Consider the following 14,002-nt stretch of genomic DNA (forward strand, 5'->3'; position numbering starts at 1 on the left):
TTTACAGCCTTGACTTGCTTGTGCTGAGCCTGCCGAAGTATTCGTTAGTTTTTTTTGACTGGTCCCCGAAGAGCATATGAATACCGATAATTAAAATATATAAGCTATGAATAAAAAAAGTGACAAAAGATTTCTCGATACCTCGAAATGACAGGGAGAAATTGTCATTCAGAATGTAGCTTTAGCGAAATGAAGAATCTCTTAACCCTTCTCATCCAATAGATTGAAGCTCCTCTTCAAATCGTATGTCGGCTTTAAAACTCTTATTTACAGCAATATCAACTTGTCAGCAATAACGGTTTTTTAATTCCTTATTAAAAGTGAATTTGAATATTGAAAAAGGAATTAAAAAAATCCGACAATTTAGAATCGAAATGCAATTCAACTCTAAATTATTGGAATAAAAAAAAGTTGGAGTGTTTGAGCAAAGCGAGTTGCCAACTTTATGGAAATAATTTATTTAGTTGAATCATTGAGAGACTACTGTCGGCATCTTTTTTTGTTTCGTTTTTTTGGATGAGCTTCCCCGAAGGGCATATGAATACCAATAATTAAAATAAACAGGAAATGAATAAAAAATGAAAGGAAGAAATGAAAATAAAGAAAAGGAATACCTGAGCCACACCATGGCTCCTCCTCTTAATCTCAAATTTTTAATTTCAAATGTTTTTTTGGATGAGTTTCCCCGAAGGACATATGAATACCAATAATTAAAATAAACAGGAAATGAATAAAAAAATGAAAGGAAGATATGACAAAAAAGAATATTCACCACATAGGTACATAGAACTGACATAGAAAAGACATTTCGATACAATTTTCTTTTTCTATGAAACGAAAATTTACTCAATGTGACAGCAAGAAAGAAAAAAACGTATCACGTTAACCGTAGAACATTGACAATTCCAAATGGCAGGATACTCCCAACATAAAGGCAACATGAAGGCAACATAGTGGCAGTAGAATGTATGTAACTATTTTTGATGTACGATGTAAAATGTATTATGTACAAATTAGATGTGAGATATTAGTATTGAGAGGGTTGTTGTACAATGTATTATGTAAAAAGTAATAAGTATTTGAGATGTAAGATGTATTAAGTAGGGATTATAATTCTCAAACATTTCAAAATGACAGAATATTAAAGAAATTATGTGTTAAAAAGTGTTAAATTCCTGTATCGGTGTATATCCAAAATGACACTTTTCTGTATCGGTTGTGTATCCGCGCTGTATCCATTCTGTATCCATTGTATATGCGTTCCGTATGGTTTGTTCGAGGTTCGTGTATCGGAAGGGACAGGATTTTAGATATGAGAATTGAGATTTTAGAATTGTTGAAAGTGATAATGAATTTGAATATTGAAAAAGGATGAAGAAACCGGCATTAAAACTCTCACGTTAAGAAAATGTTTGAATGCAGCATTAAAAAGATTTTAGCCCGTAGGGTTTGTAAAATCTTTAGTGGAATGAAAACATTTTTAGTAGAGAGGTTTACAGCCTTGACTTGCTTGTGCTGAGCCTGTCGAAGCATTGGTTACTTTTTAGTCAAGTAAAAAGTGACATCAATGAAAATGAATACCTGAGCCACACCGTGGCTCCTCCTTTTAATTTCAAATTTTTAATTTCAAATGTTTTTTTGGATGAGTTTCCCCGAAGGGCATATGAATACCGATAATTAAAATATATAAGCTATGAATAAAAAAGTGATAGAAAGATTTCTCGATACCTCGAAATGACAGGGAGAAATTGTCATTCAGAATGTAGCTTTAGCGAAATGAAGAATCTCTTAACCCTTCTCATCTTATACATTAAAGCTCGTCTGCAAATCGTATGTCGACTTTAATACTCTTATTTACAACAATCTCGACTCTTCAGCAATGACGGTTTTTAATTCCTTATTAAAGGTGAATTTGAATATTGAAAAAGGAGTTAAAAATCCGACGATTTAGTATCGAAATGTTTTAATCATAGTAAATAAATCGATATTTTTCAGTTTACTGAACTATACAATCTCTAAAAAAGTTATAAAAAGATTCTTCGACAGACTCAGAATGACAAAGTCCGTAAAACGATAAGCATAAAACTTTATAAAACCTATGTTTCTATTGTGGTTAGAAAATTAGGGGATTCGGTTCTGCACTTCGATAATTCGGTAGACTCTCAGTAACCGAGGTTCAGTACCCCTATTCAGAAAGATATTAATTCCGTCACTTCGAGTGATTTTCGAAATGTAATGTAGAAAATTATATCAAGAAGTTAGACGTTTTAAAACGATTTTCTTCTTATTCTTCGACTTAATAAATGTGACAGCAAGAAAGGAAGAAAACGTAAAACGTTAAGCGTAAAACATAGAACTTAATAAAAATAATTCCATATAAATTTCAAATAAAAAATCTTGATTTTTCACCTATTCAAAACCCATTAAGTGTTAGTTGTACGATTTTTGATTCATTATTGAATAATAACATTCTAAAAATGAATACCATGAAAAAAAACACGACACAAAACATCGCACGATATACCTTAGGAGCTTTTTTGATTGGAGCAGGAATTGCTCACTTAACTATAGCTAGAAAAGAATTCAAGGCACAAGTACCAAATTGGGTTCCTTTACCCAAAGATGACACAGTTGTGTATTCGGGAATTGCAGAAATAGCCTTGGGTAGTACGATTGTTTTAGCTCCAGATAGTAAAAAAGAAATAGTTGGAAAAATAGCAGCTTGTTTTTTTGGGGCTGTTTTTCCTGGAAACTGGGCTCAATATAAAAACAAAAGAGATGGTTTTGGATTGGATACAGATCAAAAAAGATTAGCACGATTATTCATGCAACCTTTACTAATTATATGGGCTTTGAAATCGACTAAAAATACTAAATAACTTGTTTGAAGTAACCAACTTACGACAATTGAATTATATTAAACAAATTTGAATGAAAGAGGATGACTTTTAATAAAGATCTAAATAAAAGATTAAAAAAATTACGCAAATAAATAACTGTATGATAATAATTTATAGTATTTTTATCTCAAATAATACTATAAAATTAATATTTGAACAGCGATGAATAAACTATTTAGTGTAGCGATTGCTGCTACTTTGATTGTTTCTTGTAACAACAAAACAGAAGAAAAGAAAACGGATAATGTTGCAGTAGATACTAATCAGAATCAAGAAAACACGATTGCTGATAATGAATTTGACATCAACGAAATTCCATTTTCAACAGCTGATATTGGGGATTTTCCTTTCATAAATCTTCCGCAAGGTTTACAAGAAATGAACAAACCTTTGGTAAAAGAATTTGACATATGTTTTTTTCCTATTAACGGTGTTATGACACCTTTTGAAGGAAAATTATATAAAACTTTTGTTTCACCTAAACAAGGAGAAGAATTTTCGCAACATTTCTTTGAAAAGAGTATGGCTGATTATTTACAATCTATCGGGGCTGTTAAAGTGTTTGATGGCGAAATAACCAAAGAAGAATATGAGCGTTACAATAAACAAGATCCAAATAAAGGAGGTGAAGGCGATATGGGATACGCTGGACAAAATATGAAGTTTTGGGTATTACGCACAAAAGATAAAGGAAATGTATATATACAATACCTTTCTAACAATGCTGGTGCTTCGCTTAATGTACTACAAGAAACAAACTTTAAGCAAACTATCACCAAAGTAACAGCAGACAAAATTGCTGAGGATTTGACTAAGAATGGAAAATCTATTTTATATATAAATTTTGATGTTGATCAAGCAAAAATCACACAAGAAGGTGATGAAATTGTGACTGAAATTGCAAATGCTTTAAAGAAAGATAACGCATTGAAAATATCGGTTGAAGGACATACAGATAATTCTGGAGATGCTAAACATAACAAAAAACTATCTAACGACCGTGCAAATGCTGTAATGCAAAAACTAATTGCTTTAGGTATTGATAAAACACGTTTATCTGCCATAGGATATGGAGCCGAAAAACCATTGGTAGCAAATGATACAGAAGAAAATAAAGCAAAAAATAGACGTGTAGAATTGGTTAAAGTAAAGTAAAATCTATATATGTTTTATTTCTATTGAATATGAAAAATATTACTACTAATCGTATTTCACTATTTTCTTTGTTATTCTTTCTGAGTTTAAAGCTTGCTCAAGCACAAGACCTCCCTTATAAGTTTACAGAGGATATACAATCTAAAAAAAACAGTAGTGAAAATACTTTTGCGTTACAATTAGCAGCTACAGACTTTTCTTTTCAAGGAAGTTACAGTAAAGCCCTTAAAACTTGGAATGAACAACGTCCAGATTTAAAAGAAATAAAACTAACCCCTTTTGATTCTGTATTTTTTCATAACAGTAAAGCTGTTTCTGCAAAAGATTATATTATTGATAGAAGTAAAAATGAAAAAATTGTCATACTAAATGAACTGCATCATAATGCAAGTCATAGATGGTTTGCAACTTCGTTGTTAAAGGATCTTTACGCAAATGGATATCGTTATTTAGGTCTTGAAGCATTGGATGATTTATTGATAAATGAAAGGCAGTTTGCTACAGTAGAAAGTGGATTCTATACTTCCGAGCCTAATTTTGGAAACTTTATAAAAGAAGCGCTTGATTTAGGTTTTACAGTATTTGGTTATGAAGCTTCGGATAAAGATAATTGGGACAAAGATCCCTGGAAAAATCGCGAGATTGCACAAGCTAAGAATATCCATACTTTTATGAAAAATAATACCAATGGTAAATATTTTATTTATTGTGGTGCAGGACATGCTTTTGAAGGAGATAATAACGGTAGAGGCATGTCTATGGCAGGTATTTTAGCAGAGTTAACTGGTACTAATCCTTTTACTATTGATCAAAATAAGTATTCAGATAAAGGAGAAAGTCGTTACAATCAACCTCTTTCTAAATTAGTCACGACAACCACTCCAACTGTTTTGATAAATGATAAGGGAATCATTTTCAGAGGTAATCCATCTAGTTATGAAACTGATATCTCTATCATTCAACCTGCAAATTCCTTTCTAGAAACTACCCTTCTGCTTCAAAAATCTAAGGCATATAAAAAAATTATACTTCCTAAGAATCTTATTAAAACATATCCTGCAATGATATTGCTCTACAGAAAAGGTGAAGCTGAACAAAATGGTGTACCCACAGCTGTATATGAAGTATTAACTGATGCTGACATTCCTTCTATTTTTTTAAAGAAGAATACCTATGAAATTATAATTCTTGATAAAAATTACCAGATACAAAATAAATATACTAGTGATTAGACGTTTTGTATACGATGTAAAACAGGAAATATAACTATTTAATCTCGTATTATTTTCATTTTCTTAAATCCTTAAAAAAGGAAAATTAGATAAACAATTAAAATACATTCTCTGAAATTTTAAACAAGTTTATATTTTAACCAAATCAATTATTCAATAACCGTATTGTTAAACAACTAAACATGTTATGAATCAGGTTTAAAAGAAAGTATTTTCAGATTAAAATCATCTTCGTATCTTCACCTCTCAAACAACAAATAATGAAATTCGTTACTTTCTTAGACAATCGACAAGAAAAAGTAGGTCTTGTTTTGCAAGACTCTATCTATGATTTGACACAGATTAATCACAACTTACCCACTACCCTAATTGATATTTTAGCTGATGATGATTTTTCACTTATAATTTGTCAACAGATTACAAACGAAATCAATCGTGGTGAACATAAGAAAGCTCTAGTAAAAGAGCCTCAAATCTTGGCTCCAATACCTCATCCTTCAAGTTTTAGAGATGCGTATGCCTTTCGTCAACACGTAGAAACTTCTCGGTTGAATAGAGGTTTAGATATGATCCCTGAGTTTGATCAATTTCCTGTTTTTTACTTTTCAAATCATCAAGCTATTCAAGGTCCAGGTAAAGTGTATGCCATGGAAAAACATTTTGATCGAATGGATTTTGAACTTGAGGTTGCATTGGTCATCAAAAAAGAAGGAATCAATATCAAAGCAGAAGATGCAGACGATTACATTGGTGGCTTTATGGTATTGAATGATTTGAGTGCACGTGCTTTACAAATGGACGAAATGAAGCTGAATCTTGGTCCTGCAAAAGGAAAAGATTTTGCATCGATGTTTGGTCCATATTTGGTTACACCAGAAGAATTAACTGAATTTAAAGTTGCTCCAAAAGAAGGGCATATAGGAAATTGTTATGATTTGGAAATGAGCTGTGTTGTGAATGATATAGAGGTTTCTCGTGGAAACTTCAAAGATATGCATTGGACTTTTGCCGAAATTATCGAACGTATTTCTTATGGTGTTAAGCTTTATCCTGGTGATATTATAGGTTCTGGAACGGTTGGAACAGGTTGTTTTTTAGAATTAAATGGGACAGGAAAACGTCAGAATCCTGTATATCAAGAGCAATGGATACAACCAAATGACACCATAGAAATGTCTGTTACAGGATTAGGAAAATTAATAAATTCTGTTCATCTTTATAACCAATAAACTCAATTTATGCAACATACAAAATCTTTTGAGCCAAATACAAGTCAATTTGACGATATTTTCAAACACGCCATTTCTCCACGTCCTATTTGTTTCGCAAGTACGATAGATAAAGATGGAAATGTGAATTTGAGTCCGTTTTCGTTTTTTAATATGATGGGGCAAAACCCTCCTATTTGTGTTTTTTCTCCCTTGAGAAAAATGAGAGATGGAACAACAAAACATACCTTAGAAAACATTTGGGAACACCCTGAATGTGTCATCAATATTGTAAATTATAATATCGTTCAACAACAATCGTTGGCAAGTGTAGAATACCCAAAAGGTGTAAACGAGTTTGTAAAAGCGGGGTTTACAGAACTTCCTTCTGAATTGGTAAAACCACCTCGCGTGGCAGAATCACCTGTTCAGTTAGAGTGTAAAGTACGTGAAGTAATTTCTGTTACAGATCAACCAGGTGCAGCAAATTTAGTTATTGCAGAAGTTGTTCGATTACATATTCATGAGGATTTGTTGGATGAAAATGATAAAGTTTCGCCTTATGATTTGGATTTAGTTGCACGTATGGGTGGTGATTATTACTGTCGTATCATTCCAGAATCTATCTTCGAAGTTGAAAAACCAACTCGTACTGTAGGTTTAGGAATAGATCAACTACCAGATGAAGTGAAGCACTCTAATTTTCTATCAGGCAACAATTTAGGTCAGTTAGGAAATGTAGAAAAATTACCTACAGATGAAATGATTCGTAATTTCAAAGAACAATTAATGCAACGTTTAGATATCCAGAAATTTAAGTCGGTTGAAGTACGTCATCAAGTTGCTTCAAAACTTTTGGAACAAGATGACGTAAATGGTGCATGGTATTGGTTGTTGATGAAAATTTAGTTCATGAATAAAACGGCATTGATTTTAGGAAGTACAGGTTTGATCGGTTCTTTATTGTTGGATAAATTATTAAAGCATTCTGATTATTCAAAAGTTATTATGGTTGTTCGAAAACCTCAGCAAATTAATCATCCGAAATTAGTTGAGATTATAACTGATTTTAATTCTCAAATAAATTTAGACGATATTGAAACGATTGATTCTATCTTTTCTTGCTTAGGAACAACACGTAAGAAAACGCCTGATTTAGATGCGTACCGAAAAATTGAAATAGATATTCCAGTACAATTTGCACAATTAGGAAATAAAAAAGGGTTGACGAAATTTCATTACATTTCTGCGATTGGAGCAAATGCGAAAACATCTAACTTTTATCTCAAAATGAAAGGTGAAGCTGAAGAAGCTTTGCTACATGAAAATATGAAACAATTGTTTTTGTATCGACCTTCTTTGTTGATTGGTAATCGTTCTGAATACCGTTTGGCTGAAAATATTAGCGCCAAGATATTTCCTTTGCTTAATCTTTTTTTGGCTGGAAATCTGTCTAAATACAAATCGATTGAAGCAGAAAAAGTGGCGCAATCACTTCTGGAAAATGATGTGCACGCAACTTCTGAAAAAGTTTCTGTATTGTATTATAACGAAATTATTAATTCGCTAAATAAAATTTAATGATCATATTAGCTGTACTCTTACCTTGGCTATCCTTTATCTTAAGAGGGAAAATTATACAAGGCGTAATCTGTTTAATCTTACAAATCACCTTAATTGGATGGTTACCAGCAGCAATTTGGGCAGTTGCATCTCTTTTGGATGGACGAAACAAAGCAAGAATTAGAGAATTGAATAAATAAAAAACAGCCAATTCATATGAATTGGCTATTTTTTATTGAAATGCGAAAATAGTTTTCGAGTAATATTTTTCTTCAGAATGATACGTTTTATTAGGAAAACTTAGTTGATTAACCGCATCTGCAAAGTTTTGCGTTTCTAAACAAACTGCCGATCTAAAACTATCTGTTAAACCATTTTTCAACGTTATTTTATCAGACATAAAATTTCCTGTGTACAACAAAACTCCTTGCGCTGTTGTATAAACTTCCAATTGAATTCCAGAAAGATTTCCTTTTAATGTAGCGGCATGCTGCAATGTATCATCAAATGTGTCTTTTAAAACATAAAAATGATCATAACCATTTCCATACATTAATTGTTCATGTTCACTATCGATTGATTGACCAATCTTTTTGAACTGATTAAAATCAAAAGGTGTATTCTTAACTTCTAAAAACTCTCCAGATTGAGAATAATCAGACTTCAAAGTTGTAATTTGATTCGAATTAATTCGCAACTCATGATCTAAAATTGTCCCATTCCCTGCTCCATTCAAATTAAAATAAGAATGATTGGTTAAGTTAATGATCGTTTCACGCTCAGCTTCACCTATATATTCAAGAATTAATTCATTTTGATCTGTCAAAGTATAATGAATTTCAAAATATATTGGACCAGGAAAACCTTCATGTAAATGTGGATAGTTGTATTTAAAAATTATTTTATTTAGCGCTACTTCCGCCGACCAAATAGCAAAATGAAGTCCCTTTGGTCCTCCATGCAATGTATTTTCGCCATTATTTGCAATAAGTTGATAGGTTGTTTGATTTATTTCAAATTGCGCATTCGAAATACGACCTGTAAAAGGCCCTATGATTGCTCCATAATAAGGCTCTTCTTCGAAAAGATATTCTTCTGCCGATTTCATTCCGACTACCACATCAGTTGGATTATTTTCAGAATCTGGAACAATCAAACTAACAATACGTGCACCCAAATTGGTGAACTGAACAGTCATTCCATTCGAATTACTTAGCGTATAAAGTTCTATAGTTTGATGTTCTTGTGTAGAACGAAATTCATTCGCATCGACTAATAGTAAATCTAAATTTGTCATCATTTAATAATTTTAATCAACAAAAGAAGTTCCATTTCCAATACTTATCTTAAGAGGTGTAGGTTTAATACCGAACTTAGCTTCGTAAAGTGGTGTTATTTTTTCAATCACTTGATCTCTATTCCCTTTCTCGATAATATTGATGGTACAACCACCAAAACCTCCACCCATCATTCGAGCTCCAATCACTTCTGGAATTTTTTGAACGTTTGCAATCAAGAAATCTAACTCATCACAACTTACTTCATATTGTTGGCTTAGTGCCCAATGTGCCTCGAAAAGTAATTCTCCCAATGTAGTAAACTCATGTTGTTTAAGTGCAATGTTTGCCTTAGATACACGCTCATTTTCTTCTACTACAAAACGAGCTTTTGTGTACACCTCTTTGGATTGAGGTAAAACAATTTCATCTAACTGCCCAATTGTAACATCACGTAAAGACTCAACAGAAAGATGTATTTGCTTTATCCATTCAACAGCTTGCTCACAAGCAGCTCTACGCTCATTGTAAGCTGAGGATGCTAAATTATGTTTAACATTTGTATTCAGTAAAAGAATTTCATAATTTTTCCAATCTAAAGGAACATAATCAAAACTTAAATCGCGGCAATCTAATTGAATTGCATGACCATCTTTTCCCATAATAGAAGCAAACTGATCCATAATACCACACTTAACACCAATATACTCATGTTCAGTTTGTTGACCTACTTTAGCTAAATCAATTCTTGAAAGGTTTAATTGAAACAATTCATTCAATGCAAAACCAATTGCACTTGAAAAAGCAGCTGAAGATGAAAGACCAGCTCCTAATGGAACATCACCAACAACATATGCATTAAAACCTTTTACTTTGGTTGTCTTAGCTTGAATAATTTCACTTACTCCGATAATATATTTTGCCCAACCAGGCGCATCTTGTAACGATTCACCTAATGTTGTTTGATAAAACTCTTTATAATCTTCAGAATATAAATGCAATTCATTATCGTTTCGGGGACTTACAGCAACATAAATATACTGATCGATTGCTGCAGGCATTACAAAACCTTGGTTATAATCGGTATGTTCTCCAATAATATTAATTCTACCAGGAGATTTTACAACATGCGATGGTTCTTGGTTAAATTGTTTTTGAAAAGCTTGTACAATAGTTTCTTTTGCGATCATTTGTTAAATGGTTTTATAATGTTTTGATGATTGTTTTCTGATAACTTCTGCAGCAAATTCTGGTGTAATATCTCGCTGAGGATTTCCTAACATTTCGTATCCAACCATAAATTTTTTGACTGTTGCAGAACGTAACAATGGCGGATAAAAATGCATATGCCAATGCCAATATTCTACCTCATCTGTATTTACAGGAGCTTGATGCATTCCAGCTGAATATGGAAATGAAATATTAAAAATATTATCATAACGAGTCGTCAATTCTTTTAGTGTTTTTGCTAAATCGATCTTTTCTTCTTCTGTAAATTGAGTTATATTTTGGAGATGTCGTTTACTAATCACAAGCGTTTCGTACGGCCAAGCTGCCCAAAATGGAACAACCGCAATAAAATGTTCGTTATTAATTACCACACGAGATTTTTCTTGTTCTTCTTGTTCCCAATAAGCTGTTAACAATGATTTATTATAGGTTTGATAATACTCTTTTTGTTGTTGAGACTCTTTTACTATTTCAGAAGGTAAAGATTGTTGTGCCCAAATCTGTCCATGTGGATGAGGATTACTACACCCCATAATAGCTCCTTTATTTTCAAAAATCTGAATGTGTTTAATCCATTTATTTTTAGCTAAATGATTAAATTCTTCTTGCCAAACATCTACTACCTTTTTTATGTCTTCAACTTCTAATTCAGGAAGTGTTAAATCATGTCTTGGGGAAAACGCAATCACTTTACAAATGCCTTTTTCTGTTTCAGCCTTTAACAAATTATGTTCATTGTAAACCGCTTCTTCGGTAGATTCCAATAATGCTGAGAAATCATTTGTAAAAACAAAACTATCTACATAATCAGGATTTATTTGTCCTTCTGCACGCTTATTTCCCGGACATAAATAACACGTCTCATCATACTGTAAACGTCGCTCTTCTTGAATATCTTCTACTTGTCCCTGCCAAGGACGTTTACTACGATGTGGAGAAACTAAAATCTTTTCTCCTGTTAATAAATTGGTACGTAAATGAGGCTGCTCAAAATTTAGCATAAAAGTGTCGAAATTTGTATTTAAAATAAGATTCTAAGATAAAACTTAAATACAAGTTGGACTAATTATTTTTCTTATTTTCAATCAAAAATTGAATGTATTGGGAAGGTGAAATGTTTTTAATTGACTTGAAAACACTTGCAAATTGACTATGCGAAGTATAACCACACATATCTGCTAATACTGCAATTTTATACTGCAATAAAGCCGGATTATCATGTAACTCTCTTACGATATAATTGATTCTTTGCAAATTGATATAATTATAAAAGTCCAGATTACGATGCTCTTTCAAAATGTAAGTCAAATATTTGGTATTAGTTTTTAGCAATACAGCCATCTGTGCAGCAGAAATTCCTTTTGTGTTATATAATTTCTTTTGTTCAAAAGATCGTAGATTTCTTAAGATATCCTGCTCAGTTCGGTTATTTTTAATAACTTTCTCATGAGATAAATTTTCTTCTTTTTCTTGAATAGGATGTTCTAATTCCTGAATAATTTTTAAAAAATGAGCTTTTAATTTCTTATTACGTTGGTAATAAATTACACTCATTAATACTAGACATAAAGCAATAAATCCAAAAGATATTGAATAGATTTTCTTCCTACTTTTTACAGCTTCAAGCTCTATTTTAGATTTTTTTGTTTCACTCGAAGTAATCGTTTTGGTTGCTTTTATTTCTTTCTTTGTTAATTGATCTAAAAGTTCAAACATTTTCAACTTCTCCTCTGCAGAATCAATATTAGCTTGTAGTCTTTCTTCTAAAATTACTTTCTGTATATTATCGGATTTTACTTTGACACTTAACTGATAAGCTTCATCAAATGCTTTTTTTGCTAGTTCAATTTCTTTAGAATTTACATAAAATAAAGCTTTATCTAATAAATAAAACTCGTACATAAAAATACCATCGTGTTCTTTCATTTTGGCTAAAAGAGACTCAACCTCTGCCATCGCTTTTTTAGAAGCTTCTATATTTCCACATTTGAATTGGTCATAAACAATTTGAACAACTATTGCAAAATTAAATGAATTACCAAACTCTTTATTTTCATATTTATTTTTAAATAAATCATAAAACTTTTCACGAATTTCTGCAGATTTACAATAGTTTTTATCAATATCGTACATTCTAGCTCTGATAAATAATAAACTTACTTCTCTTTCATTTTCAGGAATTTTTTTAATTTCTTTTTTAAATAAATTCCAATTAGAATCAGATTCGTTTATGAGTCCAGCTTGGCGATAAGCAACTATAATAGTTCCGAGAATTCTTAAATACAAATCAATAGAGTCTGTTTTCTTAATATGAAAAATCGATTTCTCTAAATAATCTACGCTTTTTACATAATTAGAAATATTTATTTCACTCTCACCAAGTATATTATACCCTATTGATTTTTCATAATCTGTTTGAGCATTGTCTAACATTTTCTTACCAAGAACATCTGTATTGTTCATGTTCAGTTTATAGACATTCAAAGCAGAGTCAAATTTTTCTTTTTTAATTGGATCAACCTTAGATTGAGAAAATGCAGTAACAGAAAGAAATAACGAAAAGAATAAATAAGCTGAATACTTATCAGTTTTAATAGGCATAGATTGATGATTAGGTTGATTTAAAAGTAAAAATACTAAGATTTTCATAATCTTAAAGTATTTTCATTCCAAAATTCAATATTTATAGTGATTTTTTTCTTTCAAATCTTTGATAATTTAGCCTTATTAAATGATGAAGGTGATATGAAAAAAATAACATTTCTAACAGTATTTAGCTTTTTTGCTTCTTTTATAAATGCTCAAGAATATTCTGTAAATAATATTGTGATCAAACAAGAAAATCAAGTATTCAATATTTATGATGCTGAACAAACAATAAAACTAAAACCTGCAGAATTTAGTATTGAATATTTAAACAAACCATACCAAGAGAAAAAAAATCTATTTTATGCTGCACAAGCATTAGTTACAGATAGTTCTGTTAATGCTAATTTACAAGAAGGTACGGAAATAGAAAGTATACCGTATTTTGAACCTGGAACTGGTTTTGCTGCAGAAAAAAACCAAGTGATATCATATCCTTTTTTATCTTCTGATGGACATCAGTACTTATACTATGTTTCGAATAAAGAAAAACGAGTTGAAAAAATTGGAACATCTGGTAATTGGGATATTTACAAATGGACATTGAAAGGCGTTTACCAATATGATGCTGAAATGGATTGGAATATATACGATAACGATCAAGTGCATATTGCATTAATTATTGATAGAAATCTAGATGGTATTCTTCAGAAAGGTGAGTTTTTTACTATTCACATTGAATTTCAGAAATAACAAAAAATCCCCCCCAACTAACTTAAATTTATTTTGTAAACTAAAGCAATCTTCGGATTGTTTTAGTTTCTTTCATTTTACAAAAAGGCTTTATATTA

General features: G+C 31.3%; 12 protein-coding genes. 8 read left to right on the forward strand and 4 right to left on the reverse strand.

Annotation, left to right across the window (positions count from 1 at the left end; all coding sequences use genetic code 11):
* Positions 1–2,486 precede the first annotated feature (2,486 nt).
* From AC2I98_RS03640 to AC2I98_RS03670, 7 genes are all read left to right on the forward strand, one after another.
* Entirely contained in the window at positions 2,487–2,879 is a 393-nt protein-coding gene (locus AC2I98_RS03640; protein WP_486413269.1) for a DoxX family protein, read from the forward strand.
* 183 nt (positions 2,880–3,062) lie between these two features.
* Positions 3,063–4,055 (forward strand): OmpA family protein, encoded by a 993-nt coding sequence (locus tag AC2I98_RS03645; protein ID WP_486413270.1) that lies wholly within the window; start codon positions 3,063–3,065, stop codon positions 4,053–4,055.
* A gap of 29 nt (positions 4,056–4,084) precedes the next feature.
* Entirely contained in the window at positions 4,085–5,287 is a 1,203-nt protein-coding gene (locus AC2I98_RS03650) for a hypothetical protein (protein WP_486413271.1), read from the forward strand.
* A 260-nt stretch (positions 5,288–5,547) separates the two neighbouring features.
* Positions 5,548–6,516, forward strand: coding sequence for a fumarylacetoacetate hydrolase family protein (locus AC2I98_RS03655; protein WP_486413272.1), 969 nt, complete (start codon positions 5,548–5,550; stop codon positions 6,514–6,516).
* A gap of 9 nt (positions 6,517–6,525) precedes the next feature.
* Positions 6,526–7,404, forward strand: coding sequence for a flavin reductase family protein (locus AC2I98_RS03660; protein ID WP_486413273.1), 879 nt, complete (start codon positions 6,526–6,528; stop codon positions 7,402–7,404).
* 3 nt (positions 7,405–7,407) lie between these two features.
* A complete protein-coding gene (locus AC2I98_RS03665) occupies positions 7,408–8,076 on the forward strand; it encodes an NAD(P)H-binding protein (protein ID WP_486413274.1) in 669 nt (222 codons plus the stop codon).
* Positions 8,076–8,258, forward strand: a complete 183-nt coding sequence (locus tag AC2I98_RS03670) for a YqaE/Pmp3 family membrane protein (RefSeq protein WP_486413275.1) — start codon at positions 8,076–8,078, stop codon at positions 8,256–8,258. Before AC2I98_RS03665 ends, AC2I98_RS03670 begins: the two co-directional genes overlap by 1 nt.
* A gap of 32 nt (positions 8,259–8,290) precedes the next feature.
* Here AC2I98_RS03670 and AC2I98_RS03675 read toward each other — a convergent pair whose 3' ends face one another.
* From AC2I98_RS03675 to AC2I98_RS03690, 4 genes are all read right to left on the reverse strand, one after another.
* Positions 8,291–9,355 carry an aldose epimerase family protein gene (locus AC2I98_RS03675; protein ID WP_486413276.1) on the reverse strand — a complete coding sequence of 355 codons (1,065 nt, stop codon included), beginning with the start codon at positions 9,353–9,355 and terminating at the stop codon, positions 8,291–8,293.
* A gap of 12 nt (positions 9,356–9,367) precedes the next feature.
* The gene (locus tag AC2I98_RS03680; RefSeq protein WP_486413277.1) at positions 9,368–10,525 is read right to left on the reverse strand and encodes a galactokinase; all 1,158 of its coding nucleotides are present in this window, start codon (positions 10,523–10,525) and stop codon (positions 9,368–9,370) included.
* A 3-nt stretch (positions 10,526–10,528) separates the two neighbouring features.
* Positions 10,529–11,566, reverse strand: a complete 1,038-nt coding sequence (locus AC2I98_RS03685; RefSeq protein ID WP_486413278.1) for a UDP-glucose--hexose-1-phosphate uridylyltransferase — start codon at positions 11,564–11,566, stop codon at positions 10,529–10,531.
* 61 nt (positions 11,567–11,627) lie between these two features.
* Positions 11,628–13,214: a helix-turn-helix domain-containing protein gene (locus tag AC2I98_RS03690; protein ID WP_486413279.1), complete on the reverse strand. Its 1,587-nt coding sequence runs from the start codon at positions 13,212–13,214 to the stop codon at positions 11,628–11,630.
* 96 nt (positions 13,215–13,310) lie between these two features.
* Here AC2I98_RS03690 and AC2I98_RS03695 point away from each other — a divergent pair, with 96 nt between their 5' ends.
* Complete coding sequence (locus tag AC2I98_RS03695) at positions 13,311–13,904, forward strand: hypothetical protein (RefSeq protein ID WP_486413280.1); 594 nt, start codon at positions 13,311–13,313, stop codon at positions 13,902–13,904.
* The last annotated feature ends 98 nt before the right edge of the window (positions 13,905–14,002 follow it).

Source organism: Empedobacter sp. EJD.6dd (assembly GCF_057369435.1).